The sequence below is a fragment of the Streptomyces sp. NPDC012835 genome, assembly GCF_042900885.1.
Classification (GTDB): Bacteria; Actinomycetota; Actinomycetes; order Streptomycetales; family Streptomycetaceae; genus Streptomyces.
The window spans coordinates 46,475-65,541 of sequence record NZ_JBIBBW010000004.1 but is presented as its reverse complement, the minus strand read 5'-3'; the positions used below and the strand labels follow the sequence as shown (position 1 = coordinate 65,541).

The window sequence follows — 19,067 nt, the reverse complement described above, 5'->3', positions numbered from 1 at the left end:
CGGCAGGCCGGACGGGCGGCCCGTCAGTCGGGCGAGGCGCTCCAGCCCGCCGCTTCGATCCGTCCCGCGTCACGCGGCCGCGACTCGTCGAAGACCGTACGGCCGTCGGCGCCCTCGATCCGCAGGTCGTTCACGTACGCGCCGCGCCCGGTGTACCGCCCGCTCGTCGCGTACCGCCAGCGCAGCCGTACCGGCGCCGGTACGGCGCGGTCCGGCAGATCGGCGGTCAGCCGGTGCCAGACGCGCCCCGACCAGCCCGTGACCGAGCCCGCCGGCCGGCGCAGCGGCCCGTGCCCCGGCCGCACCGTCGTGAAGGGCACCGGCCGCCAGCCGTCCCCCGTGACCGTCGACGCCTCCAGGGACAGCGTGCCGGAACCGGGCACGGTGTCCCACCACAGCGCACAGCTCAACCGCCCCCGTCCCGGCCCCGCGTCCACCTCCGGCAGGGTGAGCGTGGCCGTCGTACCGGTCTGCATCCCGGAGAACCAGGCGGTGGCGCCCCGCTCCGGCAGGACCGGCACGGCGCGCGCCATCCGGTCCGCGCACGCCACACGAGGCGCGCTGCCGGAGCGCCTGCCGCGCGCCGGATGGACGGAGTTGCCGAGCAGGATCAGGAACGAGTCGGTCGTCGGATCGAGGACCAGGGAGGTTCCGGTGAAGCCGGTGTGGCCGACCGTGCGCGGGGTGGCCATCGCGCCCATGTACCAGCGCCGGCACAGCTCGAAGCCCAGTCCGTGCGGCTCGCCGGGGAACGCGCCGTTGAAGTCGCTGAACATCAGCTCCACCGAGGCGCGCCGCAGAATCCTCGCCGTACCGTACGCGCCGCCGTTCAGCAGCGTACGGGCGAGGACCGCCAGGTCCCGGGCGGTGGAGAAGACGCCCGCGTGGCCCGCCACCCCGCCCAGCGCGTACGCGTTCTCGTCGTGCACCTCGCCCCACACCAGCCCCCGGTCGAGCCCCGACCACGGCGGGCGCGCGTCCTCGGTGGCGGCGATGAACGGCCGCCAGGAGCGCGGCGGGTTGTAACGCGTGCGGCGCATCCCGAGCGGAGCGGTGATCTCGTCGTGGAGCAGGACATCCAGCGGGCGGGCGCTGATCCGCTCCAGGAGCAGCTGTACGGCGATCGCGTTGAGGTCCGAGTAGAGACAGACCGTGCCCGGAGGGTGCGCCGGCGCCTCGTCCCACAGCATCCGCAGCATCCCCTCCCGGGTCGGCTCGGTGTGCAGGGGCAGCCAGGCGCGCAGCCCGGAGGTGTGGGTCAGCAACTGCCGCACCGTGATCTCCCCCTTGCCCGCCCTCCCGAACTCCGGCAGATACGAGGCCACCCGCGCCGCCGGCTCCAGCTCGCCCCGCTCGATCCGCCGTACCGCCAGGATCGCGGTGAACAGCTTGGAGAGGGAGGCCAGGTCGAAGACCGTGTCCTCGGCCATCGCGATCCGCCGCCCGGCGGGCAGCTCCACGGCCTCGCCGGTCCGTTCGTCATACCCCGCGTACCGCACGGCGCTGCCGATGGCGCGGTGCAGGGCCACCGTCCCGCCCCGCCCGGCGAGCAGCACCGCGCCCGCGTACCAGGGATGGACGGGGGAGGGTCCCAGGAAGGCCGCCGCGTCGTCGACCAGCCGCTCCACCTGCCCGGCGACGAGCCCCGCGCTCCCGGCGGAGCCGTACCGCAGCGTCGGCGCCGTTTCCCCGGTGCCGTCCTCCGTCATCAGCGTCTCCCCTCCCCGCGCCCGGCGGCGCACCTCCACTCACCCCCGGCGGATGTCCCGGCGCGGGTACCTCAGCGGATATCACAACGGAACTGAGCACGCAGCAAGGGCCGCCACCCCTCGACCGGCGTCCGGCGCAGCCCACCGCGCGCACCCCGGCGACCTCTGGCAGCGTGTGAGCATGGCTACGCGCATCGGCATCAGGTCGCTGACCTCGCAGTGGACCGTGGTGGTGCCACTGCTCGCGGTGGTGGCGCTCGTGCTCAGCTGGGGGCGCAGCCTGCCGGGCTTCGCGGTCGGTCTGGTCGCGCTCTGCCTCGCCGGGGCGGTGCTCGCCGCGGTGCACCACGCCGAGGTCGTCGCGCACCGGGTGGGCGAGCCGTTCGGCTCGCTGGTGCTCGCCGTCGCGGTGACCGTCATCGAGGTGGCGCTCATCGTCACCCTGATGATCGACGGCGGTGACAAGACCGCCGCGCTCGCCCGCGACACCGTCTTCGCCGCCGTCATGATCACCTGCAACGGCATCCTGGGGCTGTGTCTGCTGGTCGGCGCGGTACGCAGCCGGGTCGCCGTGTTCAACCCCGAGGGCACCGGGACCGCGCTCGCCACCGTCGCCACCCTGGCCACCCTCACCCTCGTGCTCCCCACCTTCACCACCAGCAAGCCGGGCCCCCAGTTCTCCCCGGCGCAGCTGGGGTTCGCCGCCGCCGCCTCACTCTGCCTGTGGGGACTGTTCGTCGCCGTGCAGACCGTGCGGCACCGGGACTACTTCCTGCCCGTCACCCAGGAGGGTGATCTGCGAAAGGAGGACTCCCACGCCCCACCGCCCAGCCGCCGGGCCACGCTGCTGAGCCTGGTGATGCTCCTGGCGGCGCTGATCGCCGTCGTCGGGGACGCGAAGGCGGTGTCCCCCACCATCGAGTCCGGCGTGGACTCGGCCGGACTGCCGCAGGCCGTGGTCGGGGTCGTCATCGCGCTGCTGGTCCTGCTCCCCGAGACCATCGCCGCCGTGCGCTCCGCCCGTCGCGAGCGCGTACAGACCAGCCTCAACCTGGCACTCGGCTCCGCCATGGCGAGCATCGGGCTGACCATCCCGGCGATCGCGCTCGCCACGGTCTGGCTGGAAGGGCCCCTGGTGCTCGGTCTGGACCCCACCCATATGGTGCTCCTCGCGCTGACCGTGGTCGTCGGCGCGCTGACCGTCGCACCCGGCCGCGCCACGCTTCTCCAGGGCGGGGTCCATCTCGGGATCTTCGCCGCGTTCGTCTTTCTCGCCATCAGCCCGTGACCGGGGGATTGACCTCCGCGCCGGCCGCCCGGAGGATCGCGGGATGACCGCCGGGGACGAGACACTCAGGGAACTGCTCGGCAGTACGGTCGACGGCGTGGTGCGCCGCAGCGCCGCACGGGTGCCCGACCGCACGGCCGTACGGTACGCGGACCGGAGCTGGACCTACGCCGAGCTGGACGCCGCCGTCTCGACGGCCGCGGCCGAGCTGCGGGACCACGTCCCGGCGGCCGGCGAGCGGGTCGCCGTGTACGGCCACAACTCCGACGCCCATCTCATCGCTCTGCTCGGCTGCGCGCGGGCCGGGCTCGTGCACGTACCGGTCAACCAGCACCTGACCGGCGACGACCTCGGCTATCTGCTGGAGCAGTCGGGCAGCGCGCTCGTCCTCGCGGATCCGGCTCTCGCCGACCGGCTCCCCGGCTCCGTGCCGGTACGCGCCCTGCGCGACACCGACGACTCACTGCTGGCCGCGCTCCGTGCGCCCCGGCGCTACGCGCGCGAGGCCGACCCGGAAGGACTGGTCCAGCTCCTCTACACCTCGGGCACCACCGCGCTGCCCAAGGGCGCGATGATGACCCACCGGGCCCTGGTCCACGAGTACGCCAGCGCCATCGCCGCGCTGGACCTGCGGGAGAGCGACCGGCCGGTCCACTCGCTGCCCCTCTACCACTCGGCCCAGACCCATGTGTTCCTGCTGCCGTACCTCGCGGTCGGCGCGGAGAACACGATCCTGGACGCCCCCGATCCGGTGGCCCTCCTCGACCTGATCGGCGCGGGGCGCGCGGACAGCCTCTTCGCGCCGCCGACCGTGTGGATCGGGCTGTCGGCCCATCCGCGGTTCGCCACGGACGATCTGAGCGCGCTGCGCAAGGCGTACTACGGCGCCTCGACCATGCCGGTGCCGGTCCTGGAGCGGCTGCGGCAGCGGCTGCCCTCGCTCGCCTTCTACAACTGCTTCGGCCAGAGCGAGATCGGCCCCCTCGCCACCGTCCTCGGGCCCGACGAGCACGCGGGCCGGATGGAGTCGTGCGGCCGGACCGTGCGCCATGTGACGGCGCGGATCGTCGACGAGCGGGGCGAGGAGGTCCCGGACGGTACGCCCGGCGAGGTCGTCTACCGGTCGCCCCAGCTCTGTACGGGGTACTGGGACAAGCCGGCGGAGACGGCCGAGGCGTTCCGGGACGGCTGGTTCCACTCCGGCGACCTCGCGGTACGGGACGCGGAGGGCTACTACACGGTGGTCGACCGGGTGAAGGACGTCATCAACTCCGGTGGGGTGCTGGTCGCCTCCCGGCAGGTCGAGGACGCGCTCCACACCCACCGGGCCGTCGTGGAGGCGGCGGTCGTCGGGCTGCCCGACGACCGCTGGATCGAGGCGGTCACCGCCTTCGTGGTCCGCGCCGGCGAGGTCACCGAGGCCGAACTCCTCGCCCACGCGCGCGAGCGCCTGCCGCACTTCAAGGCGCCGAAGCGGATCGTGTTCGTGGACGGGCTGCCGCGCAACGCCAGCGGGAAGATCCTCAAACGCGAGCTGCGGGACCGGTACACCGGGGCCTGACGGCGCGGGCCCCGCCCCGCAGACCGCGCCGGGGGCGCTTCGGGCCGCCGTCAGGCCGCGTCGGTGCCCAGCGGGTCCTCTCTGAGGTCCACGAGGCGCCTGCTCTTGCCCACGGACCGCTCCAGGGTCAGCGGATCGACCACCTCGACAGCCACCGAGACCCCCACCCCCTCCTTCACCGCGGTGACGATGGCCCGCTCCGCCGCCGCGCGCTCCTCCCGGCTCGCGGCCGCCCGCGCCTCCACCCGTACGGTCAGGGCGTCCAGCCGCCCCTCGCGCTCCAGCCGGAGCTGGAAGTGCGGCGCCACCCCCGGCGTGCGGAGCACGATCTCCTCGATCTGCGTGGGGAAGAGATTCACCCCGCGCAGGATCACCATGTCGTCGGTCCGGCCGGTGATCCGGGCCATCCGCCGGAAGGGTCTGGCCGTGCCGGGCAGCAGCCGGGTGAGGTCCCGGGTGCGGTAGCGGATCACCGGCATCGCCTCCTTGGTGAGCGAGGTGAAGACCAACTCCCCCTCCTCGCCGTCCGGCAGGACCTCACCGGTGAGCGGATCGACCACCTCCGGATAGAAGTGGTCCTCCCAGATGTGCGGACCGTCCTTGGTCTCGACGCACTCCTGGGACACCCCGGGGCCCATCACCTCCGACAGGCCGTAGATGTCGACCGCGTCGATCGCGAACCGCTCCTCGATCTCCCGCCGCATCTCCTCGGTCCACGGCTCGGCCCCGAAGATCCCCACCCGCAGCGAGGTGGAACGGGGATCGACGCCCTGCCGCTCGAACTCGTCGAGCAGCGTCAGCATGTACGAGGGCGTCACCATGATGATCTCGGGGCGGAAGTCCCGGATCAGCCCGACCTGCCGGGCGGTCATGCCCCCGGAGGCGGGGATCACCGTACAGCCCAGCCGCTCCGCCCCGTAGTGCGCGCCGAGTCCGCCGGTGAACAGCCCGTATCCGTACGCCACATGGACCCGGTCGCCGGGGCGCCCGCCGGCCGCGCGGATCGAGCGCGCCACCACGTCCGCCCAGGTGTCGAGGTCCCGCTGGGTGTAGCCGACGACGGTCGGCCGTCCCGTGGTGCCACTGGACGCGTGGACGCGCCGGACCTCGGACCGGTCCACGGCGAACATCCCGAACGGGTAGTTGTCCCGCAGATCCTCCTTGGAGGTGAACGGGAAGCGCGCCAGGTCGGCGAGCGACCGGCAGTCCTCGGGGCGCAGCCCCGCCCGGTCGAAGGCGTTCCGGTAGAAGGCGACATGGTCGTAGGCGTGCCGCAGGGTGTGCCGCAGCCGCTCCAGTTGCAGTACGGCCAGTTCTCCGGCGCCGAGCCGTTCCGCCGCGTCCAGCAGGGGTGTCATGGCGCTCTCTCCCGGTCCCTCGGGCCCCGCGGTCATCCGCCGTACGGCGAACGACCGATCATTCGGTTGATCGCCTCGGGATCAGTAATCCAGGAGCGCCGCCGGGCGTCAAGGGGTACGACGCCGGGCGCGCCGGGGCCGGCGCCGCGCGAGGCGCCCGGGCACACGGCCTTCCGTCGTGGCCTGTCCGGGACCGGCGGCGGTCGCTAGTCTGGCCCGGGACGACACAGTGGGAGGAGCGGGACGTGGCCGAAAGCATCACCACCCAGAAGCCGCATTCGGGCTGGGACAAGCCGGAACTGGACCTGAGCGAGGCGGAATGGCGCTCGGGCAGCCGAGGTGCGGGTGACGTCCAGATCGCCTTCGTCGAGGGCTTCATCGCCATGCGCAACAGCGGACGCCCCGAGAAGCCGTCGCTGATCTTCACCCCGGCCGAGTGGCGGGCGTTCGTGATCAACGCGCGGGACGGCGAGTTCGACCTGACCTGACCCGACGTCCGGGCCGGCCGCCCGCGTCGCACACGCGACCGACCGCGTCGGACCACTTCGGACGCGGGGCTGTCCGCCCGCTCGCCGGGTCCGGCCGGGCGGACCCGGTTTCTCCGTCACGCCCCGCGCTGTGCGCGGCACTTCGGCCCGGAGCGGCCGTGCCGGGGGCGCCCTCGACACCGCCCCCTCTCCGGGCGCGGCGCCGGGTGCCGATGCCGGGAACCGGCCGCCCCGGCCCGTCGGCGGCCCTCCACCCGGCTCCGGGGAAGTGGCGCGAACCCGTACCATGGTGGGATGTCCTTTCTCCGCCGCCGCAGCGCCGCCACACCCGCGGGCCCGGACTTCGATGTCCTGGCCATGGACCCGGGTGACTGGCCCGGCAACCTGGGCGCCGGGCTGCTGCCCGCGCCCGACGGCAGCTGCCAGGGTGTCTTCCTCCGGTACGACCTGTTCGGTGGCCGCGGCCCCGCGATGATCATCGGCAATCTCCCGGCGGGCTCCCCGGCCCGCGAGCCGGCGGAGGGGCAGGTCCCGTTCGAGGTGGCGCAGCTGCTGCTGGCGCTGGAGAACGAGGAGCCGGTCGAGGTCGTCGGCGCCGAGGACATGCCGGTGATGCAGGGGGACAACCTGCTGATCGTGCGCCGCCTCAAGCTCTCCGAAAGCCGCATCTCCTGCGTCCAGTTCGACCGCAGCGACGGTGTGCTGGTCACCATCGCCAGCTGGGACCGGCCGATCACCGACGACCTCTACGCCCTGCTCAAACCGCTGCCGGCGGAGCTGTTCCAGCAAGGCTGACCCCGGGGCGCGCCGCCGCTGGTCCCCGCGTGGTGCCGATCGGCGCACCACGCCCCCTCGTCAGGTCTCTTGTCGCATCAGTCATCGGACCTCTACTGTCCGAGTCATGACTCCCGGGACGAGCCGCGACGCGGCGTTCACCTCCGCGGCGAAAGCAATCGGCGCGTCAGCAGCGGGAGTTCCGGCACATCCTGAGCCCGGACCGCCACTCCATCCCTCCGATGAATCGACGCTCTGGTACCGCACCCCCGCCACCGACTGGGAGCGCGCATCACTGCCCATCGGCAGCGGAGCACTCGGCGCAGGGGTCTTCGGGACGCTCGCCACGGAGCGGCTCACCCTCAACGAGAAATCGCTCTGGACCGGTGGCCCCGGAGCCACCGGTGGATACGACCACGGCGACGGGACCGCGCCCCGGTCGGCCGCCCTGGCCTCCGTACAGCGGCGCGTCGACGCCGAAGGCGCCCTCGACCCGGACACCGTCGCCGCCCGGCTCGGGCTGGCGAGGCGGGGTTACGGTGCCTACCAGGTCCTCGGCGATCTCGAACTCGCCGTCCCCGGCGCGCCGACGGCTCCCGACGCCTCCTACCGCCGCTCCCTGGACATCGCGTCCGCGCTCGCCGCCGTCACCTACACCCACCAAGGCGCCACGTACACCAGGGAGTTCTTCGCCTCCCACCCCGCCTCGGTCATCGCCGGCCGGTTCAGCGCCGACGGGCCAGGACGGACCGGCCTCACCCTGCGCTACACCTCGCCGCGCACCGACTTCACCGCGGCGGCGGCCGGTGACCGGCTCACCGTCCGGGGCGCCCTCCAGGACAACGGGCTGCGCTTCGAGGTCCAGATCCGCGTCATGAGCGACGGGGGTACGGTCACCGCCGGAGCAGGCGGCACCCTCACCGTCAGCGGCGCGGACAGCGCCTGGTTCGTCCTCGCCGCCGGCACCGACTACGCCGACACCCACCCCCACTACCGGGGCGAGGACCCGCACCGCGCCGTCACCGCGGCGGTCGACGCGGCGGCCGCCCGCCGCTACGACGCCCTGCGCGCCGACCACGTGCGCGACCACCGCGCGCTGTTCGACCGGGTCCGCCTCGACATCGGCCGGCACCCGGCCGAGCGGCCGGGCCCGCCCACCGACCAGCTGCTGAGCGGCTACACCGGCGGTGCGAGCGCCGCCGACCGGGCGCTCGAAGCCCTCTTCTTCCAGTACGGACGCTATCTGCTCATCGCCTCCTCCCGCCCCGGCTCGCTGCCCGCGAACCTCCAGGGCGTGTGGAACAACGTCACCGCCCCGCCCTGGTCGGCCGACTACCACACCAACATCAACCTCCAGATGAACTACTGGCCCGCCGAGGTCACCAACCTCGCCGAGACCACCGCGCCCTACGACCGCTACATCGAGTCGCTGCGCGCCCCCGGCCGGCGCAGCGCCCGCGCCCTCTTCGGCACCGCCGGCTGGGTCGTGCACAACGAGACCACCCCGTACGGCTTCACCGGCGTCCACGACTGGGCGACCGCCTTCTGGTTCCCGGAGGCCGCAGCCTGGCTCACCCAGCAGCTCTACGACCACTACCGCTTCAGCGGCTCCACCGGCTATCTGCGCACCACCGCCTACCCGGTGATGAAGGAGGCCGCCGAGTTCTGGCTGGCCAACCTGCGCACCGACCCGCGCGACGGACAGCTCGTCGTCAACCCCAGCTACTCACCGGAACACGGCGACTTCACGGCCGGCGCCGCGATGTCCCAGCAGATCGTGCACGACCTGCTCACCAACACCCAGGAGGCGGCCACCACCCTCGGGGACGACCCGGACTTCCGCACCCGGCTGCGCGCGGCGCTCGAACGGCTCGACCCGGGGCTGCGCGTCGGCTCCTGGGGACAGCTCCAGGAGTGGAAGGCCGACCTCGACGACCCGGCCGACGACCACCGTCACCTCTCGCACCTCTTCGCCCTCCACCCCGGCCGCCGGATCGCGGCCGGCAGCGCGCTGGCCGAGGCCGCCGAGGTGTCACTGACCGCGCGCGGCGACGGCGGCACCGGCTGGAGCAAGGCATGGAAGATCAATTTCTGGGCGCGGCTGCGCGACGGGGACCACGCCCACACGATGCTCGCCGAACTGCTCACGCACTCCACCCTGCCCAACCTGTGGGACACCCACCCGCCCTTCCAGCTCGACGGGAACCTCGGAGCCACCGCCGGGATCGCCGAGATGCTTCTCCAGAGCCAGCACGGGCCGATCGAGATCCTGCCCGCACTGCCCGCCCGGTGGCCGGACGGCCGGGTGACCGGGCTGCGGGCGCGCGGCGGCGCCACCCTCGACATCACCTGGCAGGGCGGCAGGGCGACCCGGCTCGCGCTGCACGCGGGACGCACCGGCGAGCTGACCCTGCGCTCCACCCTGTTCCCGGCAGGCGAGCTGACCCTGCGCGCGAGCGCCGGCCGGACGTACACCTTCCCCGACCGGCCCTGAGCAGCCATTTCCCGCACCCGGCTCCCCGGCCGAGCCCCGGCCGGGGAGCCGGGTGGCCGGGGCACCGCCCTGCGGAAGCGCGCCACAGCGCGCACCATGGATGCACGACGGGGCCCGCTCACCCGCGCCGGTCCTCCACGGAGCGAAAGGCCAGCATGGACAGCAACGCTCTGACGCCCGACGACCTGCGAGAACTGCGCACACCGCGCCCCTATCCCGCCATCACCCTGACCATGCCCACCCATCGGCGCGAACGCCACAGGGAGCAGGACACCGTACGGCTGCGCAACCTCCTCGCCGAGGCCGGACACCGGCTGGACGCCGAGACCGGCCTGGACCGGCGCACCAGAACGGCGGTCAAGGCACAGCTCGACAGCGCCGTCGCCGACGTCGACCTGCGCCAAGCGCTCGACGGGCTGCTGCTCGCCGCGGACGCCGAGGAACACCGGATCTGGTACCTGCCGCGCGAGGTACCCGAGCGCGTCGTCCTCGCCGACACCTATCTCACCCGCAATCTGGTGGCCGCCACCGCGCAGTCCCGCCCCTACTGGGTCCTCGGGATCGCCGCCGACCGCGCGACGCTCTGGAGCGGCTCCGGCGAGTCCCTGCACGAGCATCACGGCGACGGGTTCCCCATGACGCCGCCCGAGGAGAGCTGGGACGTCGAACGGGAGGAACGCGTCGGCGACACCCCGAGCACCTTCCGCGACGAGGAGACCCGCCGCTTCCTGCGCTCCGTGGACGAGGCGGCCGGCGCCGTCCTGGCCCGCCGCCCCCGGCCGCTGCACCTGGTCGGCCTCGCCCCGGCGCTCGCCCTGCTGGAAGAGGCCGGCAACGCCACCCACCGGGCCGCCGGCCGGCTGGTCAAGGGCGGTCTGACCGACGGGCCCGCCCCGGTCCTGCTCCGGGAGATCGGACCGCTGGTCACGGAGCACGCGCGCCGGGAGAGGGAAGAGGTGCTCGGCAGGCTGGACGAGGCCAAGGGCCGGCGCACCTTCGCGGCGGGCCTGGACGAGGTCTGGGAGTCCGTGCGCGAGAAGCGGGCCGCGCTGGTGGCGCTCGAAGAGCACTACCGCCGTACGGTCCGGGTCTGCGACGGCCATCTCGTACCGGCCGACGGACAGAGCGCCGCGTACCCCGACGTACGCGACGACATCGTCGACGAACTCGTCGAAGCGGGCCTGGACGGCGGCGCCGAGGTGGTCTTCCTGCCGGACGACACCCTCGCGGGGCACGACCGTATCGCCGCGGTGCTGCGCTACTGACGGCGCGCTTCACCAGGCCGGCCCGGCGGACACGTCGGGCGTCACCGGCACCCCCGCGACCGGCGACGCCCGACGCTTCCCTCGACGGTCCGGTCAACCGCGCGAGCGGCCCGCCGGACGTACCCGGACATCGGACGCCTTCACATAGGCGACCCGGTGCCCGAACTGGATCTCGTAGTAACGCTCCCGGCCCCGCACGACCCGGTGGCCCGAAGTGTCGAAAGTCGGCGCGTAGTAGTACTCGCCCGGACCGCTGCCGCCCACCACATAGCGCTGACCGGCGAGCAGCCTGTACGGGAACGCCGAGACCGTCTGGACCGGCACGCCCGCCGGATACGCCGCCGCCTCCGGATAGGCGCGCCCGTACACCGGGATGTCGGCGAGCCCCTTTTTCGGCGTCAGCACCGCCGCCGTGGCGCCCACGGCGGTCGGACCGGAACGCGGGTTACGGAACCACGCCTGCTGGCCGAGGTACCAGATCGCCGTCCAGTCGCCCGCCCGTCCGGCCACCGCGTACTGCTGGCCGGTCGTCGCCCGGGCGCCCACGTCGTTGACGTCGATCGTGGAATCCGCCCCGTCGGGGCGCAGCCCGACGTCCTTCACCAGCGGCGCGTCCTCGTCGGGCGCGGTGTGCAGCCGTACGGCGGCCGAACCGTGCGGGGCGCACGCCCGGCCCGGCTTCTCGCACCCGGTGTACGGCGGCTGGTTGGACGCGTAGTCGGGGCGGATCGTCACCACGTCGGCCCGCGCGCCCGCCGTCGCCCGGAACGGCTTGCCGAGCAGCTCGAAGTAGTGCGCCCAGTCCCAGTAGGGACCCGGATCGGTGTGCATGCCCGGGATCGTGGCCGTGGTCGTGCCCGGCACCGTGTCGTGGCCCAGGATGTGACGGCGGTCCAGCGGAATGGAGTACTTCTTGGACAGATACCTCACCAGCCGCGCCGACGTGCGGTACATCGCCTCCGTGTACCAGGCGTCCGGCGCCGCCAGGAAGCCCTCGTGCTCCAGACCGACCGACTTGGCGTTGACGTACCAGTTGCCGGCGTGCCAGGCCACGTCCTTGGTCCGCACGTGCTGGGCGATGAGACCGTCGGAGGAACGCAGCGTGTAGTGCCACGACACGTACTCCGGGTTCTGGATCAGCTTGAGCGTCGTGTCCCAGGACCCCTCGGTGTCATGGACGACGATGTAGTCGACCGACTGCGACGACGGCCGGTCCGCCAGGTCGTGGTTTCCGTAGTCGCCCTCGCCGAACTCCTCGTACGGCGCCGGGAGCCAGGTGCAGGACACCGTCCGCGGGCACTCCGTCCCCGCCGCGCTCCCCGCGCGCAGCCCGAGCCGCGCCACCTGGGACGTGTCGGGTGCCACGCGCGGGACCGCGCGCAGCGCCACGCGCTGCCCGCTGTCCGTGGTGCGCCGCTCGCCGGTACGGATCACCTCGTACACGTCACGGGCGTAGGCCGACGCCGTCGCCGCGTCGTCCGCGCCGGAGAACCGGGCCACCGCCCCGTACCAGTCGGCCGGATCGCCGCTCGGCGGCCCGCCCAGCTCACGCTGGGCCGAGGCCAGCAGCGCGGCGCCGCCCCGGATGTTGGCGGCGGGACTCCGCCGCAGCTCCCCGGCCGGCAGCCCGGTCAGCTCGGCGGCGCGCTCCAGGGTGCGCAGCCGGGCGGGGAGCGCGGCCGCCGGGGGGAGCGCCGCCCCGGCGCCGGTCCGCACCGGACGGGACGCGTCGCCGCGCGCGTCCTCCGAGGGGTCCGAGTGGTGCGGTGCCTCGGCGAGGGCCGTCCTGGCGTCCGTCAGATGCATCGGCCCGTAGCCACCGGTCACGCTCGGCGCACCGCTGTGCGTGTCCCAGCGCGACTGGAGATACGCGACCCCCAGCAGCACACTCTCCGGCACCCGGTAACGCGCGGCGGCGGCGGCGAACTCGCCCTGCAAGGAGTCCGGACCCGGCTGCTCCGCGGTGGCGGAGGGAGTGGCCGAGACCAGCGGCAGCAGCAGCGCGGTGGCCGCGACGACGACCCCGGCCCTGAGCGCCTGGCCACGGGAGAACACCGGCCGGGGGAGTGGGGGGACGGTACCTTGCAATGCAGCCTCCAGTGACGGGTGGTGCGCGACGTACCTGCCGGGCCGGCTCGCCTACAGGGGTACCGGCTGCCGGACGATCCGTCAATCAGGCGCCACAGAGGGAATGTCGCACGTCAGCGTGGGTACGGCGGAGTTTCGCCGCGGTGGTGGCCGGGCCTGCGGCGCGTCAGTGGAATGAACCAATGAACGCGCCCGCACGCCCCCTCCCGCGCCCGCACGCCCCCTCCCGCGCCCGCGCCCGGCGCTCGCGCGCCCCGCGCACACGTGCCGGGGCGCACGCCGAGCCGCACCGGGTGGTGCGGGCCGGCTCAGCGGGTACCGACCGCCGCCCGCACCGCGCGTCGCGCCCGCGCGCAGTCGTCGTGCAGCCGGCGCAGCAGCAGCCGCTGCTCCTCACTCGCCGTCAGGGCGCTCTGGCGCTCGGAGGACTGGACGGAGGCCAGGCCGGCGACGGCCGGCGCGTCCCGCATGGCGCGCTGCACCGCCGTCTCGTACATCCGGATCTCCCGGGTCAGCACCAGCATCAGGTTGACCAGGAACGCGTCCCGCGCCGCCGGGCCCTTGACCGCGGCGAGCTGGCTGATCTGCCGCCGCGCCGCCGGGGCGTCCGCGAGCACCGTCCACAGCGTCGCCAGGTCGTACCCGGGCAGATACCAGCCCGCGTGCTCCCAGTCGACCAGGACCGGACCCGCGGGGGAGAGCAGGATGTTGGAGAGCAGGGCGTCGCCGTGACAGAACTGGCCCAGGCCCTGCCGGGCGCCCGCGAGCCCGTGCAGCAGCTTCTGCAAGTCCCCCAGATCGCGGTCGGTGAACAGCCCCAGCTCGTGGTAATGCGTGATCCGCGACGCGTAGTCGAGCGGCTTGTCGAACATCCCGGACGGCGGGCGCCAGCTGTTGAGCCTGACGATCGCGCCCAGCGCCGACCGGATGTCGGCGCGCGGCGGCGCCTCCATCGGATGACGGGTCAGCGCCGCGGCCCTGCCGGGCATCCGCTCGATGACCAGCGCGCAGTTCTCGGGGTCAGCGGCGATGAGCCGGGGCACGCGCACCGGGGGGCGGTGCCGGACGAAGGAACGGTAAGCGGCTATTTCGTGGCGGAACCTCTCGGTCCACACCGGCGAGTGGTCCAGCAGACACTTCGCGACCGCGGTGGTGCGCCCGGTGGAACCGACGAGCAGGACGGAACGGCCGCTGCGGCGCAGCACCTGCACCGGGTTGAACTCCGGGCAGACCCGGTGCACGGCCGTGATCGCCATCCGCAGCTGAGCACCCTGGGGTCCGGACAAATCGAGTCTCCCGCTGAGCGGTCCCGCGACCGTCCCCGCCCTGAGCCGGGTCCGCCCCGCGTGGGTCGGGTCGAGGTACGGGCCGCTCCCGGGAGTGACCGTACGCTGCGCCCGGGGCGGGGCCGACACGGAGGACGATGCTGTGTTCATGGGCGAGACAGATCCCTTCGTGCGTGGACGGGTTGCGTGCGCCCACCCGCCCCGGCGGCCGTGAGGCACCCTGGGGAGTACGTCCGGCTGCCGGGCCGGGGTGGCGCGTTCCTACCCGACACCGGCACGGGGGTGGCACACCATCTGGCGAACCCTGGCGAACCCTGGCGAATAGCCGACGGGCATCCGGCCGGGAGCTGCCGACGGCTACTGTCAACTCAGCCGAGAACCTGGGGGCTTGACGTGGGTGGAGAACCCAACACCCGTCTTTCGGATCTGTTCGGCCTGGCCGGCTGGTCCAAGGGCGAACTCGCGCGGTTGGTGAACCGGCAGGCGGCGGCGATGGGCCACCCCCAGCTGGCCACCGACACCTCGCGGGTGCGGCGCTGGATCGACCTGGGGGAGACTCCGCGCGATCCGGTGCCGAGAGTGCTGGCGGCCCTGTTCACCGAGCGGCTCGGTCGTGTCGTGACCATCGAGGACCTCGGGTTCGTACGGAGCGGGCGCGCGGGGAGACGACGGGCAGCCGGGAAAGCGGAGAACCCGGACGCCCTTCCCTGGGCTCCGGACCGGACGGCGGCGGTCCTCACCGAATTCACGGGAATGGACCTCATGCTCAACCGTCGCGGCTTGGTGGGCGCGGGTGCCGCGCTCACCGTGGGCCCAGTACTCACCAGCGTCATGTACGACTGGCTGCACTCCGACCCCGCACTCGCGTCCGACGCACCCCGGTCGGCCGACCCCCTGCACGCGGAACCCGCCGGGTACGACCTCTACGAGGCAGCGCCCATCGGCTCGCAGGAGATCGAGGCGCTGGAGCACTCCGTCGAGGTGTTCCGCGCCTGGGACGCCGCCCGTGGCGGCGGACTCCAGCGCAAGGCCGTGGTGGGCCAGCTCAACGAGGTGGGCGGCATGCTCGCCTACCGCCACCCCGACCACCTCCAGCGGCGCCTGTGGGGCGTCGCCGCCAATCTCGCCGTCCTCGCCGGCTGGATGTCCCACGACGTCGGCCTCGAACCCACTGCCCAGAAGTACTTCCTGATCGCGACCCACGCGGCACGCGAGGGCGGCGACCGGCCCCGCGCCGGCGAGGCCCTGTCCAGGGCCGCCCGGCAGATGATCCATCTGGGCCGCCCAGAGGAGGCCCTCGATCTGATGAAGCTCGCCAAGTCGGGCTCCGGCGAGGAGAATCTGCCCCGCACCCGGGCCATGCTGCACACCATCGAGGCGTGGGCCCAGGCGTCGATGGGCCGGGGCCAGGCCATGCGCCGCACGCTCGGGAAGGCGGAGGACCTCTTCGTCTCGGACACGGGCGACGTGCCGCCGCCGAGCTGGATGCAGATGTTCGACGAGGCCGATCTGCACGGTATGGAGGCCCTGGCCTTCCGTACCCTCGCCGAACACGAACCGGGGGCCGCGGTCATCGCGCAGCGGCACGCCAAGAAGGCGCTGGAGCTGCGGGTCGGCGGCCGGCAGCGGTCCAAGATCTTCGACTACATCTCCCTGGCCTCCGCCTGCTTCATCGCGGACGACCCCGATCAGGCCGACCGCTACGCGCGGCTCGCGCTGGTGTCCATGGGGGAGACCTCCTCGATGCGCACCTGGGACCGGTTGCGCGAGATGTACCGGCTGACCGGTCGGTACGAGGGGTACCGGAAGATCGAGGAGCTGCGCCGGCAGATCGAGGTGGCCATGCCGAAGAGCGTCAGCAAGAAGCAGCAGAGGACGGAGACCTAGGGTGTGTCGCACGAGCAGCGCCGTACGCCCGTGGGACAGGCGGGACTTCAGGGACGTCGAAGGCGGGCACTGAAGCGGGCGGAGCGGGACGGATACGGCGTGGGCCCGCGCCGTCGCCCGGAACGGGACGCCCGTGGCACGGCCGCCCGCCCGGGCCGGTCGCACCGGACCTGTCTCACGCACCGATCCTGGCGACCAGCACACAGCCGTCGACCGCGCGGTCGGCCTGCCCGAACTCCTCGGCGACGATGGCCGCGCACTCCCGCGCGGTACGGGTCGCGGTGAACCGGGGAGCCAGCGCGAGGAGCCGGTCCCGCTCCGTCCCCCTGCCCGCCTGGCCGGCCCCGTCGGCGTCCGTCAGCCCCTCGGTGTGCAGGACCAGCAGGTCCCCGGGGAGCAGCTGGACATCGGCCTGCTCGTACGCGGCGCCCGAGGTCGCGCCCAGCAGCACGCCCTCGGGCGGGGTCAGCCCGCGCCCCGTCCCGTCGCGGAACAGCAGCGGGGCGGGGTGGCCGGCCTGCGCCCAGGAGAACGCACCGGAGGCCGGGTCGTAGCGGCCGCAGAGCGCGCTGCCCAGGGTGGGCCGTCGCGAGGTCTCCAGCAGTTGGTTGAGATGGCCCAGCAGGGCGCCGGGTTCGATGCCGGCCACGGCCATCCCGCGGACCGCGCCCAGCACCATCGTCAGGCAGGAGGCGGCCGCCACCCCCTGTTCGGTCAGCCCGCCGAGTGTCAACAGCGCCTCGCCGTTGGGCAGTTCGAGGACGTCGTACCAGTCGCCGCCCGACAGCGGGCTCGACGGGGAGGAGAGAGGGCGCGCGGCCAGATCCAGCGCCGTGGCGCCGCCGCGCGACAGCCGTAACGAGCCGTGCCGCGAGGGCAGTACGGTCTCCCGCAGCTCCGCCGCGATCCGCTGCTCGGCCCCGGCCGTCCGCTGGTCCCGCCGGAACGAGTCCCGTGACGCGCGCTCGGCGCGCTCACCGCGCCGCAGGGCGCTGATGTCCCGCACCACCGCCCACATGGAGGCGGTGCAGCCGTCGGTGTCGAGGACCGGCTCCCCCGTCAGACGTACGGTACGGAGCTGGCCGTCGGCCCTGACGAGTCTGATCTCCCCGTCCATCGGCCTGCCGTCGATCAGGCAGTCCGTCACCATCGCGGTGAAGACGGACTCGTCCTCCGCGAAGACCAGCGACGGCAGTTCGTCCAGGGTCAGCGGGCCGCTCTCCGGTGCCCGCCCCAGGATCCGGTACAGCTCCCCGGACCAGCTCACCTCGTCGGTGAGCAGGTTCCACTCGGCGCTGCCGACCCCGCGGGCGAGGGCGCCCCCGTCCGTGCAGCGGCCGGCCGCGGGCGTGCCGTCCTCCGGCGCTTCGTCCGTGACGGCATGCGGATGCCCGGCCCGCAGCTGGTCCAGGTGGCCGCCCAGGGAGTCCAGTTGGTCGACGGCGAGATCGCAGAGCGCGCGCCGCCAGCGCCGCAGCGTGTCGTCGCCGTCGGCGGAGGCGTCCCGGCGCACGGCGTCCATGTCTCCGCGCAGCCGGCGGGCCGCGTCGATGAGCGCCTCCACCGTCGCCCCTTCGGCGGGGGGCGGGGCGGGGCGGTCCGCGAACAGGGGGGACGACATCTCGTACTCCGATACGGGCGCGGCGCTGCCTGGTCTGAAGGGTGGACCGTTACGACTGTCGCACAGCCCCGAGTCACCCGACAGGCGTTTGGCAACACTCGATCAGGTGGTGCTTCTGGCATATGCCGCAGGCGGGCGGAGTCCGTGTGTCACGCTCGGCCGGGGACCGGCTGCCGCGTGCGCTCTCGGCCCCCGGGGAGTGGAGGGCGTGCGGCGGTACGGCTCCGGTGCGGGTTCAGTCCGAGGTGATGGGCGTGCCGTGCAGCCGCACCAGCAGCCGCCAGACCCGCGTCGCGAGGGAGTGCGGAGTGTCCTCGATCAGACCGTGCAGCCAGTCCGCCAGCACCCCGGCGAAGGTGGCCGCCACGGCGGAGGCGATCAGCTCCGGCTCGGGCGCCCCGGCCAGCGCGCGCTCGGCGCGGCTGCGTTCGCGGAGTTCGCGGTGGAGCAGTTCCCCCAGGGGGCCGCCGCCTCCCGGGGTCGTCAAGGTCCGGTACAGCGCGGTGTGCGGGGCGATGCCGGCGAAGAACTCCGGGAGCGCCGGCGGTGGAACGCGCGGATCGGGCACCCCGCGCCAGGCGTGCAGGGCGTCCACCGCGTTCCGCACGATGTCGGCGCAGGCGTCGACGGCCAGGGCCTGGAGGTCGGGGTAGTGCAGGTAGAACGTCGCCCTGCCCACCCCCGCCCGGCGGGCCAGGGCCGCGACCCCCACCTCTTCGAGCGGGCGCCGCGCGCACTCGTCGAGCAGCGCCCGGCGCAGCCGCTCACGGGTCCGTGCCGTACGGGGGTCGGGGGCCGTCTCGCCCGCCGGGGCTCCGGGGGTCATCCCGACACCAGCACGGCCGCCAGGCCGATCGCGCCCGGCAGCGCCTGGGCCGGCAGGATGCGCCGGTTCGCGGTGAGGCCGCCGTATACGCCGGCCACGAGCACGCAGCTCAGGAAGAAGACCCGGACGCGGTACCCGGTCGGGTCGGCGGCGATCAGCCCCCAGATCAGACCGGCGGCCAGAAAACCGTTGTAGAGACCCTGGTTGGCCGCGAGAGGCGCGGTCGCGCGCGCCATGTCGGCGTCGAAGCCGGAAAGCCCGCGTCCCGGTCCGCGCTCCCAGAGGAACATCTCCAGCACCAGGAAGTAGACGTGGAGTGCGGCCACCAGGCCGACCAGTATGGAGGCGGCCGTCTGCATGGAGGCTCCCGTGGACAACGTTGCTGGACATGTGTCCATGAAGTATAGACACATGTCCAGATC

At 73.5% G+C, this 19,067-nt stretch carries 14 protein-coding genes; 7 read left to right on the top strand and 7 right to left on the bottom strand.

Going from position 1 to position 19,067, the window contains the following annotated elements:
* Positions 1-23 precede the first annotated feature (23 nt).
* Entirely contained in the window at positions 24-1,709 is a 1,686-nt protein-coding gene (locus tag ACFY6S_RS18490) for a serine hydrolase domain-containing protein (RefSeq protein ID WP_388818576.1), read from the bottom strand.
* 181 nt (positions 1,710-1,890) lie between these two features.
* On the opposite strand from ACFY6S_RS18490, the gene ACFY6S_RS18485 reads away from it, so the two are divergent.
* On the top strand, positions 1,891-2,997 hold the full coding sequence (locus tag ACFY6S_RS18485) for a calcium:proton antiporter (RefSeq protein WP_388818573.1): 1,107 nt from the start codon (positions 1,891-1,893) through the stop codon (positions 2,995-2,997).
* A gap of 43 nt (positions 2,998-3,040) precedes the next feature.
* Positions 3,041-4,558, top strand: a complete 1,518-nt coding sequence (locus ACFY6S_RS18480) for a fatty acyl-CoA synthetase (RefSeq protein ID WP_388818570.1) — start codon at positions 3,041-3,043, stop codon at positions 4,556-4,558.
* Between the two features lie 50 nt (positions 4,559-4,608).
* On the opposite strand, the gene paaK is transcribed toward ACFY6S_RS18480, so the two are convergent.
* On the bottom strand, positions 4,609-5,916 hold the full coding sequence (gene paaK, locus ACFY6S_RS18475; RefSeq protein WP_388818567.1) for a phenylacetate--CoA ligase PaaK: 1,308 nt from the start codon (positions 5,914-5,916) through the stop codon (positions 4,609-4,611).
* Positions 5,917-6,161: 245 nt separating this feature from the next.
* Here paaK and ACFY6S_RS18470 point away from each other — a divergent pair, with 245 nt between their 5' ends.
* From ACFY6S_RS18470 to ACFY6S_RS18455, 4 genes are all read left to right on the top strand, one after another.
* Positions 6,162-6,404, top strand: coding sequence for a DUF397 domain-containing protein (locus ACFY6S_RS18470; RefSeq protein ID WP_388818564.1), 243 nt, complete (start codon positions 6,162-6,164; stop codon positions 6,402-6,404).
* 294 nt (positions 6,405-6,698) lie between these two features.
* On the top strand, positions 6,699-7,199 hold the full coding sequence (locus ACFY6S_RS18465) for a hypothetical protein (RefSeq protein ID WP_388818562.1): 501 nt from the start codon (positions 6,699-6,701) through the stop codon (positions 7,197-7,199).
* A 106-nt stretch (positions 7,200-7,305) separates the two neighbouring features.
* A complete protein-coding gene (locus ACFY6S_RS18460) occupies positions 7,306-9,672 on the top strand; it encodes a glycoside hydrolase N-terminal domain-containing protein (protein ID WP_388818559.1) in 2,367 nt (788 codons plus the stop codon).
* Positions 9,673-9,827: 155 nt separating this feature from the next.
* Positions 9,828-10,937, top strand: coding sequence for a chemotaxis protein (locus tag ACFY6S_RS18455; protein ID WP_388818556.1), 1,110 nt, complete (start codon positions 9,828-9,830; stop codon positions 10,935-10,937).
* A 93-nt stretch (positions 10,938-11,030) separates the two neighbouring features.
* On the opposite strand, the gene ACFY6S_RS18450 is transcribed toward ACFY6S_RS18455, so the two are convergent.
* Both ACFY6S_RS18450 and ACFY6S_RS18445 read right to left on the bottom strand, forming a co-directional pair.
* The gene (locus ACFY6S_RS18450) at positions 11,031-12,992 is read right to left on the bottom strand and encodes an N-acetylmuramoyl-L-alanine amidase (protein WP_388818553.1); all 1,962 of its coding nucleotides are present in this window, start codon (positions 12,990-12,992) and stop codon (positions 11,031-11,033) included.
* Positions 12,993-13,333: 341 nt separating this feature from the next.
* Positions 13,334-14,461: an aminoglycoside phosphotransferase family protein gene (locus ACFY6S_RS18445; protein ID WP_388818551.1), complete on the bottom strand. Its 1,128-nt coding sequence runs from the start codon at positions 14,459-14,461 to the stop codon at positions 13,334-13,336.
* A 243-nt stretch (positions 14,462-14,704) separates the two neighbouring features.
* Between ACFY6S_RS18445 and ACFY6S_RS18440 the strand changes: the two genes are divergently transcribed.
* Positions 14,705-16,198 carry a hypothetical protein gene (locus tag ACFY6S_RS18440; protein WP_388818548.1) on the top strand — a complete coding sequence of 498 codons (1,494 nt, stop codon included), beginning with the start codon at positions 14,705-14,707 and terminating at the stop codon, positions 16,196-16,198.
* A gap of 175 nt (positions 16,199-16,373) precedes the next feature.
* Here the strand turns inward: ACFY6S_RS18440 and ACFY6S_RS18435 are convergent, their stop codons facing one another.
* The 3 genes from ACFY6S_RS18435 to ACFY6S_RS18425 form a co-directional block, all read right to left on the bottom strand.
* Entirely contained in the window at positions 16,374-17,819 is a 1,446-nt protein-coding gene (locus tag ACFY6S_RS18435) for a PP2C family protein-serine/threonine phosphatase (RefSeq protein WP_388818545.1), read from the bottom strand.
* 235 nt (positions 17,820-18,054) lie between these two features.
* A complete protein-coding gene (locus ACFY6S_RS18430) occupies positions 18,055-18,645 on the bottom strand; it encodes a TetR/AcrR family transcriptional regulator (RefSeq protein WP_388818542.1) in 591 nt (196 codons plus the stop codon).
* Complete coding sequence (locus ACFY6S_RS18425) at positions 18,642-19,004, bottom strand: DUF1304 domain-containing protein (protein ID WP_388818539.1); 363 nt, start codon at positions 19,002-19,004, stop codon at positions 18,642-18,644. Before ACFY6S_RS18425 ends, ACFY6S_RS18430 begins: the two co-directional genes overlap by 4 nt.
* Between the last annotated feature and the right edge of the window lie 63 nt (positions 19,005-19,067).